Below are 16,221 nucleotides of genomic sequence, written 5' to 3'. Positions count from 1 at the left end.
ATGCCTAAAGTATCCGTACTAAACCAGACAGGTTCTTCAGTCGGCGAAATCGAATTGAACGAAGCAATCTTCGGAATCGAGCCGAACGAAGCTGTCCTATTTGAAACATTGGTTCAACAACGCGCTTCTTTGCGCCAAGGTAACCATAAAGTAAAAACTCGCGCGGAAGTAGCCGGCGGTGGACGTAAACCGTGGCGCCAAAAAGGAACAGGTCGTGCTCGTCAAGGGTCCATCCGTTCACCACAATGGCGTGGAGGCGGTATCGTATTCGGTCCAACTCCAAGAAGCTACAGCTACAAACTTCCTAAAAAAGTTCGTCGCTTAGCTCTTCGTTCTGCACTTTCTACAAAAGTTCGCGACGAAGAAATCATCGTATTGGAAGGCCTAGCTTTCGATGCACCAAAAACAAAGGAATTTGTAAAAGTGCTTGAAAACCTTTCAATCGAGAAAAAAGCATTGTTCGTAACTGCTGACCTAGATGAAACAGTGGCATTGTCCGCTCGTAACATCCCTGGCGTAAGCGTAGTTACAGCTAACGGCATCAACGTTCTTGACCTTGTCGCTCATGACAAGCTTGTCATCACGAAAGGTGCAGTTGAAAAATTAGAGGAGGTGCTTGGTTAATGGAAGCACGTGATGTATTGAAACGTCCGGTCATTACCGAGCGTTCTTCTGAACAAATGGAGTTAAAAAAATACACTTTCGAAGTGGATACACGCGCTAACAAAACGCTTGTAAAGCAAGCAGTCGAAGAAATCTTCGGCGTGAAAGTGGAAAAAGTCAACGTTCAGAACTACAAAGGTAAGTTCAAGCGTATGGGCAAACATGCTGGTTATACTAACAAGCGCCGTAAAGCGATCGTTACGTTGACAGCAGACTCCAAAGACATCGAACTATTTGAAATGTAATTGAAACGCAATTAAACGAAGGAGGGAACACCAATGGCGATTAAGAAATACAAACCTACCTCCAACGGACGTCGTAACATGACTAGCTCGGACTTCTCTGCCATCACGACAGATAAGCCGGAAAAATCATTGCTTACACCGCTCAAACGCAAAGGCGGCCGTAACAACCAAGGTAGGATGACTGTTCGTCACCAAGGTGGAGGCCACAAGCGCCAATACCGTGTCATCGATTTCCAACGTCTGAAAGATGGCATTCCAGGACGCGTTGCTACGATCGAATACGATCCAAACCGTTCTGCTAACATCGCATTGATCAACTATGCAGATGGAGAAAAACGCTACATCCTAGCACCAAAAGGTCTTGAAGTAGGCATGACAATCATGTCTGGACCGGAAGCTGATATCCGTGTAGGAAACTCACTTCCACTAGAAAACATTCCAATGGGTTCTACGATTCACAACATCGAGTTGAAGCCTGGTAAAGGCGGACAGCTAGTACGTTCTGCAGGTACATCTGCACAGCTTCTAGGTCGTGAAGGCAAATATGTCATCATCCGTCTACAATCTGGTGAAGTTCGCATGGTTCTTGCTACTTGCCGCGCTACTATCGGTCAAGTTGGTAACGAACAGCACGAATTGATCAACATCGGTAAAGCTGGTCGTTCTCGTTGGTTAGGGAAGCGCCCGACTGTTCGTGGTTCTGTCATGAACCCTAACGATCACCCACACGGTGGTGGTGAAGGACGTACACCAATCGGTCGTCCGACTCCTGTTACACCATGGGGCAAACCGGCTCTTGGTTATAAAACTCGTAAGAAAAACAACAAATCCGACAAACTTATCGTTCGTCGTCGTAAAAAATAATGTGATAGCACTGCGGTTCAATGACTGGGCCGTAGTACAATCACGGAGGGAGGTTTCGACATGGGCCGCAGCTTGAAAAAAGGACCTTTTGCAGATGATCATCTATTGAAAAAGGTTGATGCACAAAAAGATGCACAAAAGAAACAGGTTATCAAAACTTGGTCTCGCCGTTCTACTATCTTCCCGTCTTTCATCGGATTGACGATTGCTGTATACGACGGACGCAAACACGTACCTGTTTATGTGACTGAGGATATGGTTGGTCACAAATTGGGCGAATTCGTACCTACGCGCACTTACAAAGGTCATGGTGCCGACGATAAGAAAACAAAACGCTAATTGAGAGGAGGTATTCCTGATGCAACAAGCAAAAGCTACTGCCCGCACAGTCCGTATTGCTCCTCGCAAAGTCCGTTTGGTCGTTGATCTTATCCGGGGCAAGAAAATCGGTGAAGCTGTCGCGATTCTACGCCTGACGCCTAAAGCGGCATCTCCGGTTGTAGAAAAAGTATTGAAATCAGCAATTGCAAACGCTGAACACAACTATGAAATGGATGTCGAAAACCTCATCGTAAGCGAAGTATTCGTAGATGAAGGTCCGACAATGAAACGTTTCCGTCCACGTGCACAAGGCCGTGCAAGTGCGATCAACAAACGTACTAGCCACATCACTGTAGTGGTATCTGAAAAGAAGGAGGGATAATTCGTGGGTCAAAAAGTACATCCTAATGGTTTACGGGTTGGCATCATTCGTGATTGGGATTCGAAGTGGTATGCAGAAAAAGACTACGCAGACCTATTACACGAAGACTTGAAAATCCGTGAATATATCGAACAACGCCTAGTAGACGCAGCGCTTTCCAAAGTGGAAATCGAGCGTGCAGCAAAGCGTGTTAACATTACTATTCACACTGCGAAGCCAGGTATGGTGATCGGTAAAGGCGGTTCTGAAGTCGAGGCACTTCGTAAACAGCTTAACGAAATCACTGGCAAGCGTGTTCACATCAATATCGTAGAAATCAAACGTGCTGATCTTGACGCGAAATTGGTTGCAGAATCAATCGCACGTCAATTGGAAAGTCGTGTATCTTTCCGTCGTGCACAAAAACAAGCGATCCAACGCACAATCCGTGCTGGCGCTAAAGGTATCAAAACGCAAGTATCCGGACGTCTTGGCGGTGCTGACATCGCTCGTGCGGAACACTACAGCGAAGGAACTGTTCCTCTCCATACATTACGTGCTGACATCGACTATGCACATGCAGAAGCCGATACTACTTACGGTAAGCTAGGCGTTAAAGTATGGATCTACCGGGGAGAAGTCCTTCCAGTGAAGAAGAACTCTGAGGAAGGAGGCAAATAATATGTTAATGCCTAAACGCGTTAAACACCGTCGTGTATTCCGTGGCAAAATGCGCGGTATGACAAAAGGCGGCGCAAAAGTTCAATTCGGTGAATTCGGCATCCAAGCTACTGAATCTGGCTGGATCACAAACCGTCAAATCGAATCTGCCCGTATTGCGATGACACGTTACATGAAGCGTGGCGGTAAAGTATGGATCAATATTTTCCCGCATAAACCATATACGAAAAAGCCTCTTGAAGTCCGGATGGGTTCCGGTAAGGGTGCTGTTGAAGGCTGGGTAGCAGTTGTAAAGCCTGGTCGAGTAATGTTTGAAATTGCAGGTGTGTCTGAAGAAGTTGCACGTGAAGCACTTCGACTCGCATCGCACAAACTGCCTGTAAAGAGCAAGTTTGTTAAACGTGAAGAAATTGGTGGTGAGTCTAATGAAAGCTAATGAAATCCGTGACTTGACAACTGCAGAAATCGAGCAAAAGGTAAAATCACTGAAAGAAGAGCTTTTCAACCTTCGCTTCCAATTAGCGACAGGACAATTAGAAAACACTGCACGCATCCGCGAAGTTCGCAAATCGATTGCGCGCATGAAAACTGTAATACGTCAAAGAGAGATCAGTGCAAATAACTGATGAAGGAGGTTGCAGCCATGACTGAGCGTAACCAGCGCAAAGTATATACAGGCCGTGTCGTATCCGACAAAATGGATAAAACAGTTACCGTAATGGTAGAGACACATAAAAAGCATTCTTTATACGGTAAGCGTGTAAAGTATTCAAAGAAATTCAAAGCACATGATGAAATGAATGAAGCGAAAATCGGCGATATCGTTCGCATTATGGAAACTCGCCCATTATCAGCAACAAAACGTTTCCGCCTCATCGAAGTAGTCGAAAAAGCGGTCATCATTTAATAACGTTCGGAAAGTAAATTCCGAGAGGAGGTAGCCTCAATGATTCAACAGGAAACTCGTATGAAAGTTGCCGACAATTCAGGTGCGCGTGAAGTTTTAACTATTAAAGTACTTGGTGGAACTGGACGCAAGACTGCGAATATCGGTGATATCGTCGTTGTTACGGTCAAGAAAGCAACACCAGGCGGCGTTGTCAAGAAAGGTGACGTTGTTAAAGCTGTAATCGTCCGCACGAAAAGCGGAGTGCGTCGTAAAGATGGCTCCTACATTACGTTCGACGAAAACGCATGCGTAATCATCCGTGATGATAAGAGCCCACGTGGAACTCGTATTTTCGGACCAGTTGCCCGCGAACTTCGCGACAACAACTTCATGAAGATCATTTCACTAGCTCCAGAAGTTCTTTAATCACATGACAGTGCCAATCAAGGAGGTGCGATACAATGCACGTTAAAAAAGGCGATAAAGTAAAAGTTATCACTGGGAAAGACAAAGGTAAAACTGGCGTCATCCTCTCAGTACTTCCAAACAAAGAACGAGTTCTTGTCGAAGGTGTTAACATCGTCAAAAAGCATACGAAACCGAACCAAGCAAATCCTCAAGGAGGCATTGTGAGCATGGAAGCAGCTATCCATGTTTCTAACGTAATGCTAATCGATCCTAAATCGGGCGAACCTACTCGCGTCGGTTATAAATACGAGGAAAAAACGGAAGGCGACAAAACATACCGCATCAAATCCCGTGTTGCTAAAAAGTCCGGCGAAGTACTTGACGTAATTAGCAAAAAAGAACTTAAAGAAAAAAAATAATCTCTTGAAGAAGGGAGGTTCTTTAGAATGAGCCGTCTGAAAGATAAATTTGTAAAAGAAGTCTCACCTGCTCTTATGAGCAAGTTTGAATATAAGTCTGTCATGCAAGTGCCGAAAGTCGAGAAAATCGTCATCAACATGGGTGTGGGTGACGCAGTTCAAAACTCAAAAGCACTAGATGCGGCAGTAGAAGATTTAACAATTATCTCTGGTCAAAAACCAGTAGTTACAAAAGCGAAGAAGTCAATCGCTGGATTCCGTCTACGTGAAGGTATGCCAATCGGAGCGAAAGTAACGCTACGTGGAGATCGCATGTATGAATTCCTTGACAAGCTGATCGCTATTTCACTTCCTCGTGTACGTGACTTCCGTGGTGTTTCTAAAAAAGCATTCGATGGTCGCGGCAACTATACGCTAGGTGTTAAAGAACAGCTCATTTTCCCTGAAATTGACTACGATAAAGTATCAAAAGTACGTGGAATGGATATCGTCATCGTTACGACTGCAAACTCCGATGAAGAAGCACGTGAGTTATTGACGCAGTTCGGCATGCCGTTCCAAAAGTAAATAAAAGGGAGGCGAAAACGTGGCTAAGAAATCAATGATCGTTAAACAGAAACGTACGCCAAAGTTCAAAGTACAAGAATATACACGTTGCGAGCGCTGTGGTCGTCCGCACTCCGTATATCGTAAATTCAAACTTTGCCGTATTTGTTTCCGCGAACTTGCATACAAGGGACAAATCCCAGGCGTCAAAAAAGCTAGCTGGTAATCCCCTAACTTGGGAAGGAGGTTAATGGAATGACAATGAGTGATCCGATTGCAGATATGCTTACACGCATCCGTAACGCGAACATGGTTCGCCACGAGAAGCTTGAGGTACCTGCTTCAAATATGAAAAAAGAAATCGCAGAAATCTTGAAGCGTGAAGGTTTCGTCCGCGATGTCGAATACGTGGAAGATAGCAAACAAGGCATCATCCGCATTTTCCTGAAATATGGTCAAAACAACGAGCGTGTTATCACTGGTCTTAAACGTATTTCAAAACCGGGTCTTCGCGTTTATGCAAAAACGAACGAAGTGCCTAAAGTTTTGAATGGTCTAGGTATCGCCCTCGTTTCCACATCACATGGTCTCCTTACAGATAAGGAAGCTCGTGCAAAACAAGTAGGCGGAGAAGTCGTAGCTTACGTTTGGTAATCCGCAACAATAGAATGGAGGTGCAATTGAATGTCCCGTATTGGCAAAAAGCCGATTGAGGTGCCTGAAAACGTAACTGTCACTATTTCTGATGACAACCACGTGACTGTAAAAGGACCGAAAGGCGAACTTACAAATACATTTAACACTGATATCAAAATCGAACAAGAAGGCAACGTTATCACTTTGATCCGTCCTTCTGACGCGAAAGAACACCGTTCCATCCACGGAACAACTCGTTCACTTTTGAACAACATGGTCGTAGGTGTATCTCAAGGATTCGAGCGTACTCTTGAACTTGTCGGGGTAGGTTACCGTGCACAACTTCAAGGTAAAAAGCTTGTATTGAACGTTGGATACTCTCATCCAGTTGAGTTCACACCAGAAGAAGGAATCGAAGTTGAAGTTCCTTCCAATACAAAGATCATCGTTCGCGGCATCAACAAAGAGCGTGTAGGTGCTCTTGCTTCGAACATCAGACAAGTACGTCCACCAGAGCCTTACAAAGGTAAAGGTATTAAGTACGAAGGCGAACAAATCCGCCGCAAAGAAGGAAAAACAGGTAAATAATGCCGCTTAAGGCATCCGGAAGGAGTGACCACGATGATCACAAAACAGGATAAAAACGCTGTACGTAAAAAACGTCACGCACGTGTGCGTACGAAAATCAGCGGATCCGCAGCGCGTCCACGTTTGAATGTGTACCGTTCAAATAAACATATCTATGCACAATTGATCGATGATGTGAATGGCGTTACGATTGCAAGTGCTTCCACTATGGATAAAGAGTTCGGTGCTGACTCAAAAGGCAATGCTGAAGCAGCAGCTAAAGTCGGCGAAATGATCGCGAAAAAAGCCGTTGAAAAAGACGTCAAGGCAGTCGTTTTTGACCGTGGCGGATACCTATTTCACGGCCGTGTCAAAGCTCTTGCGGACGCAGCACGCGAAAATGGACTGGAATTTTAATTAAGAAGGAGGGACATATTTCATGCGTCGTAATGATCAGATTAAAAGTGAATTCGAAGAACGCGTAGTTACGATTAACCGCGTAGCGAAAGTGGTTAAAGGTGGACGTCGTTTCCGTTTTACTGCACTTGTCGTAGTCGGAGATAAAAACGGCCGTGTCGGTTTCGGAACTGGTAAAGCACAAGAGGTTCCAGATGCAATCCGTAAAGCTATCGAAGATGCGAAGAAGAACTTGATTGAAGTGCCAATGGTACAAGGAACTACACCACACGAAGTACTAGGACGTTTCGGTGCTGGACAGATCCTTATCAAACCAGCAGCACCTGGTACTGGAGTTATCGCCGGAGGACCTGTCCGTGCGGTACTAGAACTAGCAGGAATCACGGATATCCTTTCAAAATCTCTAGGTTCTAGCACACCGATCAACATGGTCCGTGCAACAATTGAAGGGCTGAAGAGCTTGAAACGCGCAGAAGACGTAGCAAAATTGCGCGGCAAATCCGTAGAAGAACTGTTAGGTTGAGGGGGGAAATACAATGGCAAACAAACTTGAAATCACCCTTACTAAAAGTGTGATCGGTGCTAAACCGGCACAACGCAAAACAGTTGAAGCATTAGGTCTGCGCAAATTAAACCAAACGGTTGAACATGAAGATAACGTCGCAATCCGCGGCATGATCAACAAAGTCAGCCACTTGGTATCTGTAAAAGAACAATAATCCACATTTTCGAATAAGGAGGTGCCGATAAGGATGAAATTACACGAAATGAAACCAGCCGAAGGCGCACGTAAATCACGTAAGCGTATTGGACGTGGTATCGGTTCCGGTACTGGTAAAACTTCCGGTAAAGGTCACAAAGGTCAAAAGGCTCGTTCCGGCGGCGGCGTTCGTCTTGGATTCGAGGGTGGTCAGCTTCCACTTTTCCAACGTCTTCCTAAGCGTGGATTTACGAACATCAACCGTAAGGAATACGCGATCGTTAACCTTGAAACACTTAACCGTTTTGAGGATGGCACGGAAGTAACGCCTGAATTGCTAGTCGAAACAGGAATTGTGAGCAATGAAAAATCCGGTATTAAGATTCTTGGTAATGGGACTCTTGAGAAAAAGATCACTGTCAAAGCTCACAAATTCTCTGCTTCCGCTAAAGAAGCAATCGAGAAAGCGGGCGGGCAAGCCGAGGTGGTATAATGTTTCAGACAATCTCCAACTTTATGCGCGTTAGAGATATCAGGTCTAAAATCATTTTCACACTACTCGTGCTCATCGTTTTCCGGCTCGGAACTTTCATTCCAGTGCCAAACGTTGACGCGACTGCTTTACAAGCAACCAATAACCAATTTATCGGTTTCTTAAACACATTTGGTGGTGGGGCATTATCCAAGTTCTCTATCTTCGCGATGGGAATCATGCCTTACATCACCGCATCCATCATCGTGCAGTTATTGCAGATGGATGTCGTTCCGAAATTTACAGAGTGGGCGAAGCAAGGGGATGTCGGAAGACGGAAGCTTGCCCAGTTCACACGTTATTTCACTGTTGTTCTTGCTTTTATCCAAGCGATTGCCATGTCATTCGGGTTTAACCAAATGTTCGGCGGCACGCTGATCAAGGATGAAGGCATTTCAACTTACATCGTAATTGCAATCGTTCTGACAGCAGGAACTTCATTCTTGTTGTGGCTAGGTGAACAAATTACCGCAAAAGGTGTCGGTAATGGAATTTCCATTATCATCTTTGCTGGTATTGCGGCGGGTATCCCGAACGCGGTTAACCAACTGTATGCCACTCAAATTCAAGATGCGGGCGACCTGCTATTCATCCGTATTGCAACGATGGCACTTTTATTGATTGTCATTATCGCAATCATTGCTGGTGTCGTATACGTACAAGAAGCGCTTCGTAAAATTCCAATTCAATATGCAAAACGAGTGACTGGCCGCGGTCAAACAACTGCAGGACAACAAACTCACTTGCCATTGAAATTGAATGCAGCCGGAGTTATTCCAGTAATCTTTGCCGTGGCATTTTTCATCACACCACAGCAATTGGCAGCATTTTTCGGCGAGAACAGCGTAACGAAGTTCATTACTCGAACATTCGATTACACACATCCTGTCGGAATGATCATTTACGTAGCATTGATCCTTGCGTTCACCTATTTCTATGCATTCATTCAAGTGAATCCAGAAAATATGGCGGACAACTTGAAAAAGCAAGGTGCTTACATCCCGGGCATTCGTCCAGGACAAAACACACAAAAATACTTGACTAGCACTTTGTACAGACTGACATTCGTCGGCTCCATCTTCTTGGCGCTCGTCGCAGTCATGCCGATTTTCTTCATCAATCTAGCCAACCTTCCACAGTCGGCTCAGATCGGTGGAACGAGCTTGCTCATCGTCGTCGGGGTTGCCCTTGAGACTATGAAGCAATTGGAATCCCAACTCGTTAAACGGCATTACAAAGGCTTCATGAAATAAATCCGTATAGGTTTGGCCCTATCGGTGTAATATGGATGGAGGGCAAGACGTATGAATATCGTATTAATGGGTCTACCTGGAGCCGGCAAAGGCACACAGGCAGACAAAATTGTCGAAAAGTACGAAATCCCTCATATTTCTACAGGCGATATGTTCCGTGCTGCAATAGCAGAAGGCACGGAACTTGGAGTCAAAGCAAAGTCGTTCATGGATCAAGGCGCACTTGTGCCTGATGAAGTGACTATCGGAATCGTTCGTGAACGATTAAGCAAGTCGGATTGCGACAAAGGTTTCCTTTTAGATGGATTTCCTCGCACAGTGCCTCAAGCCGAGGCGCTCGATCAGCTTCTCGCTGATATGGGACGGAAAATCACCGATGTTCTAAACATCAAAGTCGAAAAGGAAGAACTGATCGCAAGATTGACCGGTCGCAGAATTTGCAAAGTATGCGGCACATCCTATCATTTGCAGTTCAATCCACCAAAAGTGGATGGTGTCTGTGACAAGGATGGCGGGGAACTTTATCAGCGAGCGGATGATAATCCGGAAACTGTCACGAACCGTCTGGAAGTAAATATGAATCAAACAGCACCGCTCTTAGCGTTCTATGATGCAAAAGGCGTGCTTTCAAATATTGATGGTGAGCAGGACATCAATGACGTTTTTGAAGATTTGGACGCAATCCTTAGCGAAAGCGCACAGTGATCCTTTCCGGGCACAATTCATGCACGCCTTCTGTAAAGGGCAGCACTTGCTGCACGGAAAGTAAGATTAACGAGCTGCAAAAGCATATGGTGCCCGGTATAGGAACTGGTAAGAGCCCGATGATGATTCGCACCAGATCGAATCAAATGCATTTCGCCATGCGAGTGGCTATAATGTATTTGTCGAAAAGGACTAAAACGAATTCGGGGTTCCTCCACGGCAATCCTGTCGGTCGTGTCTATTCCGATGCGATATTCCACAACAATAGTCGGGGACTGACTTACGGGAAACGAAATGTGACAGACGTCTTTCGAACATCACTCATGCAATCCGGACATATGTTGAAGGAGCTTTGAAGGCGACTCTGCTGCCGCTAGATGGTTAGGACCTTTATTGGATATAGAAGGGAGACAGGATTGATGGCGAAGGACGACGTAATTGAAGTTGAAGGAACCGTAGTCGAAACGTTGCCGAACGCGATGTTCAAGGTAGAATTGGAAAATGGCCATACGATTCTTGCGCATGTATCAGGCAAGATCCGTATGCACTTTATCCGCATCCTGCCAGGCGACAAAGTGACATTGGAACTTTCGCCTTACGATTTAACACGCGGTCGGATCACATACCGTTTCAAATAAACTTTTGCAACTCCGGAATATTGAAGGAGGTTGGGTAAGATGAAAGTAAGGCCATCTGTAAAACCGATCTGCGAAAAATGCAAAGTCATTCGCAGACGCGGCCGAGTAATGGTAATCTGTGAAAATCCTAAACACAAACAAAGACAAGGCTAATTCAAAGGGAGGTGCACACTCTATATGGCACGTATTGCTGGAGTAGACGTACCGCGCGATAAGCGCGTTGTCATTTCATTGACATACATTTTTGGAATCGGTAAAACTACTGCACAAAAGATCTTGGCTAACGCTGGTATCTCTGAAGACACACGCGTTCGCGATTTGACTGATGCAGAACTAGATAAAATCCGTGAGCAAATCGACGGCTTGAAAGTAGAAGGGGATCTTCGTCGTGAAACTTCCCTCAACATCAAACGTTTGATGGAAATCGGTAGCTTCCGTGGAATCCGCCACCGTCGTGGATTGCCAGTACGCGGACAAAACACGAAAAACAACGCACGTACTCGTAAAGGTCCTAAGCGGACAGTTGCTAACAAGAAGAAATAATAAGTAAGGGAGGTTTTCTAAACATGGCACGTAAACAACAAACTCGTAAACGTCGTGTAAAAAAGAATATTGAAACTGGTATTGCACATATCCGTTCGACGTTCAACAATACTATCGTAACGATCACTGACAGCCACGGGAATGCACTTTCTTGGTCAAGCGCTGGTGCACTTGGTTTCAGAGGTTCCCGTAAATCAACTCCATTCGCTGCACAAATGGCTGCTGAAACAGCTGCGAAAGCATCTATGGAGCATGGCTTGAAATCTTTGGAAGTTACAGTAAAAGGACCGGGTGCTGGACGTGAAGCTGCAATTCGTTCACTACAAGCTGCAGGTCTTGAAGTAACTGCAATCAGAGACGTAACTCCGGTACCACATAACGGTTGCCGCCCGCCAAAACGTCGTCGTGTATAAAGGTTTGTTCTCCAATTGATTGAGAAGCACAATTTTTGGCAAAAATGAATTGTGTGATTGCAATTTGTTGTCTATACGAATCGATTTCAATATGGAACGGCCTATATACTAGACGTTTTGAAGGAGGGTAAATGAATGATCGAGATTGAGAAACCGAAGATTGAAACAGTTATGATCAGCGAAGATTCCAAGTTCGGTAAGTTTATTATTGAACCATTGGAGCGTGGATACGGAAATACGTTAGGGAATTCCTTGCGCCGTGTGCTTCTTTCTTCATTGCCAGGAGCTGCCGTAACATCTATTCAGATCGACGGGGTTCTTCATGAATTCTCTACAATTGAAGGTGTCGTCGAAGACGTAGCAACAATTATTTTGAACGTGAAGAAGCTTGCTCTCAAAATCTACTCAGATGATGAGAAAGTGATTGAAATAGATGTAAAAGGTGAAGGAGTTGTAACAGCAGCTGATATTACTCACGATAGTGATGTCGAAGTGCTGAACCCTGATCTTCATATCGCAACGCTTGGCAAAAACGGGCATCTCCGCATGCGCATGTATGCTGTCCGTGGACGCGGCTATGCACCTTCTGATCAGAACAAACGTGAGGATCTTGCGATTGGTGTTATTCCGATTGACTCTATTTACACTCCAGTTTCACGCGTCAATTTCCAAGTTGAAAACACACGGGTCGGTCAAAGTACAAACTTTGACAAGTTGACGTTTGATATTTGGACAGATGGCAGCATCGGTCCGAAAGAAGCTGTTTCGCTCGGAGCAAAAATCCTGACGGAGCATCTGAACATTTTTGTCGGCATGACTGACGAAGCACAATCTGCTGAAATCATGGTGGAAAAAGAAGAAGACCAGAAAGAGAAAGTCCTTGAGATGACGATTGAAGAACTTGACCTTTCCGTTCGTTCTTATAACTGCCTGAAACGTGCAGGCATCAATACAGTCCTTGAACTTGCTAACAAGTCAGAGGATGAAATGATGAAAGTGCGAAACCTTGGCCGTAAATCACTTGAAGAAGTGAAGGCGAAATTGGACGAGTTGAACCTTGGGTTACGCTCGGAAGATTAAGAAATAAATTGAGGGAGGGAAACTTCTATGGCATACAGAAAACTTGGACGCACAAGTTCACAACGTAAAGCGATGCTACGCGACTTAGCGACAGACCTCATTATTCATGAGCGTATCCAAACGACTGAAGCGCGCGCAAAAGAATTGCGTTCCGTAGTCGAAAAAATGATCACTCTTGGTAAGCGTGGAGATTTGCATGCGCGTCGTCAAGCTGCTGAGTTCATCCGTCGTGAAGTGATTGTAACTGAAGACGAAGAGGGCAAAGAGCAAACGACATTTGCATTGCAAAAATTGTTTGATACAGTTGCACCGCGTTATGCAGATCGCCAAGGCGGTTACACACGTATCATGAAAATGGGACCTCGCCGTGGCGATGGAGCACCTGTAGTAGTTATCGAATTAGTTTAATCCATCTAGACGGGCGGTACGTATGCCGCCGGTGTCTGTTTGGAATCGGAGGAGGGTGTGTCTGGCATTCGCATAGCCACACCCTTCTTTTACAATAGATTTATACGACAATATGAAAAGCTGAGTGTTACGATTGATGGCAGGTACTGTACCTCCATTGGTCTAGCTCTACGTACCTCATCCGCTGATTCGGATTGAGCACCCGCTATCAGTTATAGATATGAGCGCATTTCTTCGGATGAGGTGCGCGCTTTTTTTATTTTTATTTTTATATCCTGCATTCACTGGCTGTAAGACCCCCACCATACGCATGATCGGTGGAGGCCGTAACAGCTTGTCAATGCATATTCTCGCCGAACGGGCCGTAGTGGAGTGAATTCTTTACGGACTTGATGCTCCAAATGATACATAACGATTCAGTCTGGGGTGGTCGAATTGAAGGAAATCCTTTCGTTAGAACATGTTTCATTCACATATGCATCAGAAGACGAGCAGGAGAGCAGAAAAGCATTGGATGATATTTCATTCACCATCAAAGAGGGTGAATGGATTGCGATAGTTGGACATAATGGTTCCGGTAAATCGACATTGGCCAAATTGATCATCGGACTCTTATTCCCAAGCGAAGGGACGATTCGCGTCTTCCTGGAAGAGTTGGGTGAAGAGAATCTTTGGGACATCCGGTCACGAATGGGCATCGTTTTTCAGAACCCCGACAATCAGTTTGTCGGTTCGACCGTTCAGGATGATGTCGCATTTGCTTTGGAGAACAATGGAGTTCCTTTTGAGGAGATGGTGCCGCGGGTGCATTCTGCCCTTGCCCAGGTGAAGATGGAGTCCTTTCTGGACCACGAACCCCATCACCTATCTGGCGGACAGAAGCAGCGTGTAGCAATCGCAGGGGCGCTTGCCCTCGAACCTGAGCTACTCATCTTGGATGAAGCGACTTCCATGCTGGATCCGCAAGGCCGGGATGAAGTCATCCGGGTGGTAGAGGAGCTGAAACGGCAAACGGGCTTGACGGTTCTCTCTATTACGCATGACTTGGAAGAAGTCCTGTTGGCTGACCGCGTCATTGTCATGAATCAAGGAAAGGTGCTTGCCATTGGATCGCCCGCGGAGATCTTCGAAAGAGGGCATGAGCTGGAAGCCATCGGACTTGATTTGCCGTTTTCCATGAAATTGTCCAGCTATCTTCGAGATGAGGGCATTGAATTGAATGGTAACCATATGTCAGAAGAAGAGTTGGTGAATGAACTATGGACATCGTACTTCAACAAGTAGGCTATTTATATGCGAAGGATTCGCCTTTTGAAAAACGAGCATTGGAAGAGGTCAATGCGACCATCCCATCCGGCTCCTATACCGCTATAATCGGACATACCGGTTCGGGCAAGTCCACATTGCTCTTGCATCTGAACGGGCTCCTGAAGCCTTCTGAAGGCTCTGTGCGAGTCGGTCCGACTGTCATTACATCCGATACGAAAGGGAAGGCTTTAAAGGATGTCAGAAAGCATGTCGGCATCGTCTTTCAATTCCCCGAACACCAGCTGTTTGAAGAAACGGTTGAGAAGGATATTATGTTCGGTCCATTGAATTTTGGCATTCCGGAAGAGGAGGCAAGAAGCCGGGCACATGAATTGATCAAGCTCCTCGGCTTGCCGCCCGATGTGGCACAGAAGTCGCCATTCGATCTTTCAGGCGGTCAAATGCGCCGGGTGGCAATTGCGGGCGTTCTTGCTTTCAATCCTTCTGTACTCATTTTGGATGAACCGACAGCGGGACTTGATCCGCGGGGTAGGAAAGAGATTATGGAACTGTTCCACCGTTTGCATGTAGAAGAGAACCTGACAACCATCCTAGTCACGCACAGCATGGAGGACGCGGCGAGATATGCCGACCAGATCCTCGTCATGCACGATGGGAGGTCTGTTTTATCCGGCACACCGGAGGATGTATTCGGGCAGGCAGAGGAGCTGGCTTCCTATCGGTTAGGGGTTCCGCGTTCTGTCCGATTCCAGCGGGATTTTGAGAAACTGACGGGTAAACAGCTCGGAAGACTAGCTTTAACAGAGGAGCAGCTCGCAAAAGAGATGGCCGTGGTCTTGAAGGAAGCAGGTGGCCGAAGATGATGGAAAAAATGATTTTTGGCCGCTATATCCCAGGCCATTCCTTCGTCCATCGGCTGGATCCCCGATCGAAGTTGATTTTTGTCTTTCTGTTCATCGTAGCCGTCTTTTTCGCCAATAATACAGCGACATATGCCGTCCTGCTGGCGTTTACGCTACTGACCATTTTGACGTCAAGAATTCGGATGTATTTTTTGTTTAATGGATTAAAACCGATTTTATTCCTGGTCGCTTTTACGCTGTTAATGCATTTCATTTTCACAAAAGAAGGACCGATTTTGTTTGAATGGAAGTTCATCCGGATTTATGAAGAAGGGCTTCGGCAGGGGATTTATATTTCCGTTCGTTTTCTAGTTCTCGTTTTGATGACGACGATTCTAACTTTGACGACCTCGCCAATTTCCATAACGGACGGAATGGAGACCTTGCTGAACCCATTGAAAAAGGTGAAGCTCCCTGTCCATGAACTGGCGCTCATGATGTCGATTTCTCTGCGGTTCATACCAACCTTGATGGACGAGACGGATAAAATCATGAAAGCCCAGCTGGCTAGGGGTTCCGATTTGACAACAGGTTCTCTGAAAGAGCGGATCAAAGCCGTAGTCCCATTGCTCGTACCTTTGTTTGTCAGTGCCTTCAAGCGGGCAGAGGATTTGGCCATCGCGATGGAAGTCCGCGGCTACCGCGGAGGAGAAGGGCGCACGAGATACCGCCAATTGGATTGGCAATGGCGCGATACATTAGCTCTTGTCATCTTTGGCTTATTGCTGGCCGTATTACTTTTGCTTCGGAGTTAGGAGGGA

General features: G+C 45.8%; 30 protein-coding genes. All 30 read left to right on the top strand.

The genetic code is table 11. The features are described from left to right. The 30 genes from rplD (at position 1) to L7D49_RS07765 (ending at position 16,215) form a co-directional block, all read left to right on the top strand. Positions 1-624, top strand: a complete 624-nt coding sequence (rplD, locus tag L7D49_RS07910; protein WP_238080293.1) for a 50S ribosomal protein L4 — start codon at positions 1-3, stop codon at positions 622-624. After that, positions 624-908, top strand: a complete 285-nt coding sequence (gene rplW, locus L7D49_RS07905; protein WP_238080292.1) for a 50S ribosomal protein L23 — start codon at positions 624-626, stop codon at positions 906-908. Before rplD ends, rplW begins: the two co-directional genes overlap by 1 nt. A 33-nt stretch (positions 909-941) precedes the next feature. Further along, on the top strand, positions 942-1,772 hold the full coding sequence (gene rplB, locus L7D49_RS07900; protein WP_238080291.1) for a 50S ribosomal protein L2: 831 nt from the start codon (positions 942-944) through the stop codon (positions 1,770-1,772). A 60-nt stretch (positions 1,773-1,832) separates the two neighbouring features. After that, entirely contained in the window at positions 1,833-2,111 is a 279-nt protein-coding gene (rpsS, locus tag L7D49_RS07895; protein ID WP_191693410.1) for a 30S ribosomal protein S19, read from the top strand. Positions 2,112-2,130: 19 nt separating this feature from the next. Beyond that, positions 2,131-2,475: a 50S ribosomal protein L22 gene (rplV, locus tag L7D49_RS07890; RefSeq protein ID WP_238080290.1), complete on the top strand. Its 345-nt coding sequence runs from the start codon at positions 2,131-2,133 to the stop codon at positions 2,473-2,475. A gap of 3 nt (positions 2,476-2,478) precedes the next feature. Then, a complete protein-coding gene (gene rpsC, locus L7D49_RS07885; RefSeq protein ID WP_184209337.1) occupies positions 2,479-3,135 on the top strand; it encodes a 30S ribosomal protein S3 in 657 nt (218 codons plus the stop codon). A gap of 1 nt (position 3,136) precedes the next feature. Further along, positions 3,137-3,571 carry a 50S ribosomal protein L16 gene (gene rplP / locus L7D49_RS07880; RefSeq protein ID WP_184209335.1) on the top strand — a complete coding sequence of 145 codons (435 nt, stop codon included), beginning with the start codon at positions 3,137-3,139 and terminating at the stop codon, positions 3,569-3,571. Beyond that, positions 3,561-3,761 (top strand): 50S ribosomal protein L29, encoded by a 201-nt coding sequence (gene rpmC, locus L7D49_RS07875; protein ID WP_025783856.1) that lies wholly within the window; start codon positions 3,561-3,563, stop codon positions 3,759-3,761. The genes rplP and rpmC overlap by 11 nt, the downstream gene beginning before the upstream one ends. A 17-nt stretch (positions 3,762-3,778) precedes the next feature. Next, positions 3,779-4,042 carry a 30S ribosomal protein S17 gene (rpsQ, locus tag L7D49_RS07870; protein WP_184209333.1) on the top strand — a complete coding sequence of 88 codons (264 nt, stop codon included), beginning with the start codon at positions 3,779-3,781 and terminating at the stop codon, positions 4,040-4,042. Between the two features lie 39 nt (positions 4,043-4,081). Further along, entirely contained in the window at positions 4,082-4,450 is a 369-nt protein-coding gene (gene rplN, locus L7D49_RS07865; protein WP_184209331.1) for a 50S ribosomal protein L14, read from the top strand. A gap of 35 nt (positions 4,451-4,485) precedes the next feature. Continuing rightward, entirely contained in the window at positions 4,486-4,851 is a 366-nt protein-coding gene (gene rplX / locus L7D49_RS07860; RefSeq protein ID WP_238080289.1) for a 50S ribosomal protein L24, read from the top strand. Between the two features lie 27 nt (positions 4,852-4,878). Beyond that, the gene (gene rplE / locus L7D49_RS07855; protein ID WP_238080288.1) at positions 4,879-5,418 is read left to right on the top strand and encodes a 50S ribosomal protein L5; all 540 of its coding nucleotides are present in this window, start codon (positions 4,879-4,881) and stop codon (positions 5,416-5,418) included. 19 nt (positions 5,419-5,437) lie between these two features. Then, complete coding sequence (gene rpsN / locus L7D49_RS07850) at positions 5,438-5,623, top strand: 30S ribosomal protein S14 (RefSeq protein WP_066366377.1); 186 nt, start codon at positions 5,438-5,440, stop codon at positions 5,621-5,623. A gap of 29 nt (positions 5,624-5,652) precedes the next feature. Then, positions 5,653-6,051, top strand: coding sequence for a 30S ribosomal protein S8 (rpsH, locus tag L7D49_RS07845; RefSeq protein WP_184209324.1), 399 nt, complete (start codon positions 5,653-5,655; stop codon positions 6,049-6,051). 30 nt (positions 6,052-6,081) lie between these two features. After that, positions 6,082-6,621 carry a 50S ribosomal protein L6 gene (gene rplF, locus L7D49_RS07840; RefSeq protein ID WP_238080287.1) on the top strand — a complete coding sequence of 180 codons (540 nt, stop codon included), beginning with the start codon at positions 6,082-6,084 and terminating at the stop codon, positions 6,619-6,621. A 33-nt stretch (positions 6,622-6,654) separates the two neighbouring features. Then, complete coding sequence (rplR, locus tag L7D49_RS07835) at positions 6,655-7,017, top strand: 50S ribosomal protein L18 (RefSeq protein ID WP_238080286.1); 363 nt, start codon at positions 6,655-6,657, stop codon at positions 7,015-7,017. A gap of 22 nt (positions 7,018-7,039) precedes the next feature. Then, positions 7,040-7,540 (top strand): 30S ribosomal protein S5, encoded by a 501-nt coding sequence (gene rpsE / locus L7D49_RS07830; RefSeq protein ID WP_207959138.1) that lies wholly within the window; start codon positions 7,040-7,042, stop codon positions 7,538-7,540. Positions 7,541-7,553: 13 nt separating this feature from the next. Further along, complete coding sequence (gene rpmD, locus L7D49_RS07825; RefSeq protein ID WP_238080285.1) at positions 7,554-7,736, top strand: 50S ribosomal protein L30; 183 nt, start codon at positions 7,554-7,556, stop codon at positions 7,734-7,736. Positions 7,737-7,769: 33 nt separating this feature from the next. After that, positions 7,770-8,210 (top strand): 50S ribosomal protein L15, encoded by a 441-nt coding sequence (gene rplO / locus L7D49_RS07820; RefSeq protein WP_207959137.1) that lies wholly within the window; start codon positions 7,770-7,772, stop codon positions 8,208-8,210. Then, the gene (gene secY / locus L7D49_RS07815) at positions 8,210-9,502 is read left to right on the top strand and encodes a preprotein translocase subunit SecY (RefSeq protein WP_238080284.1); all 1,293 of its coding nucleotides are present in this window, start codon (positions 8,210-8,212) and stop codon (positions 9,500-9,502) included. The genes rplO and secY overlap by 1 nt, the downstream gene beginning before the upstream one ends. Positions 9,503-9,553: 51 nt before the next feature. Continuing rightward, complete coding sequence (locus L7D49_RS07810) at positions 9,554-10,207, top strand: adenylate kinase (protein WP_238080283.1); 654 nt, start codon at positions 9,554-9,556, stop codon at positions 10,205-10,207. Between the two features lie 419 nt (positions 10,208-10,626). Continuing rightward, entirely contained in the window at positions 10,627-10,845 is a 219-nt protein-coding gene (infA, locus tag L7D49_RS07805; protein WP_184209310.1) for a translation initiation factor IF-1, read from the top strand. Positions 10,846-10,884: 39 nt separating this feature from the next. Further along, entirely contained in the window at positions 10,885-10,998 is a 114-nt protein-coding gene (rpmJ, locus tag L7D49_RS07800; RefSeq protein WP_076758849.1) for a 50S ribosomal protein L36, read from the top strand. A 24-nt stretch (positions 10,999-11,022) separates the two neighbouring features. Continuing rightward, the gene (gene rpsM / locus L7D49_RS07795; RefSeq protein WP_238080282.1) at positions 11,023-11,388 is read left to right on the top strand and encodes a 30S ribosomal protein S13; all 366 of its coding nucleotides are present in this window, start codon (positions 11,023-11,025) and stop codon (positions 11,386-11,388) included. A 23-nt stretch (positions 11,389-11,411) separates the two neighbouring features. Next, a complete protein-coding gene (gene rpsK, locus L7D49_RS07790; protein ID WP_184209308.1) occupies positions 11,412-11,801 on the top strand; it encodes a 30S ribosomal protein S11 in 390 nt (129 codons plus the stop codon). 135 nt (positions 11,802-11,936) lie between these two features. Continuing rightward, positions 11,937-12,881: a DNA-directed RNA polymerase subunit alpha gene (locus L7D49_RS07785; RefSeq protein WP_184209307.1), complete on the top strand. Its 945-nt coding sequence runs from the start codon at positions 11,937-11,939 to the stop codon at positions 12,879-12,881. 27 nt (positions 12,882-12,908) lie between these two features. Continuing rightward, positions 12,909-13,289 carry a 50S ribosomal protein L17 gene (gene rplQ, locus L7D49_RS07780; RefSeq protein ID WP_207959134.1) on the top strand — a complete coding sequence of 127 codons (381 nt, stop codon included), beginning with the start codon at positions 12,909-12,911 and terminating at the stop codon, positions 13,287-13,289. Between the two features lie 435 nt (positions 13,290-13,724). Beyond that, positions 13,725-14,573, top strand: coding sequence for an energy-coupling factor ABC transporter ATP-binding protein (locus tag L7D49_RS07775; RefSeq protein ID WP_238080281.1), 849 nt, complete (start codon positions 13,725-13,727; stop codon positions 14,571-14,573). After that, positions 14,549-15,421, top strand: a complete 873-nt coding sequence (locus L7D49_RS07770) for an energy-coupling factor ABC transporter ATP-binding protein (RefSeq protein ID WP_238080280.1) — start codon at positions 14,549-14,551, stop codon at positions 15,419-15,421. The genes L7D49_RS07775 and L7D49_RS07770 overlap by 25 nt, the downstream gene beginning before the upstream one ends. Further along, complete coding sequence (locus L7D49_RS07765; RefSeq protein WP_238080279.1) at positions 15,418-16,215, top strand: energy-coupling factor transporter transmembrane component T family protein; 798 nt, start codon at positions 15,418-15,420, stop codon at positions 16,213-16,215. Before L7D49_RS07770 ends, L7D49_RS07765 begins: the two co-directional genes overlap by 4 nt. Positions 16,216-16,221: the final 6 nt, after the last annotated feature.

Origin of the sequence: Sporosarcina cyprini, assembly GCF_022048975.1 — a bacterium.
Classification (GTDB): domain Bacteria; phylum Bacillota; class Bacilli; order Bacillales_A; family Planococcaceae; genus Sporosarcina; species Sporosarcina cyprini.
The sequence above is the reverse complement of the archived record's forward strand: the minus strand, read 5'-3'. Positions and strand labels throughout refer to the sequence as shown.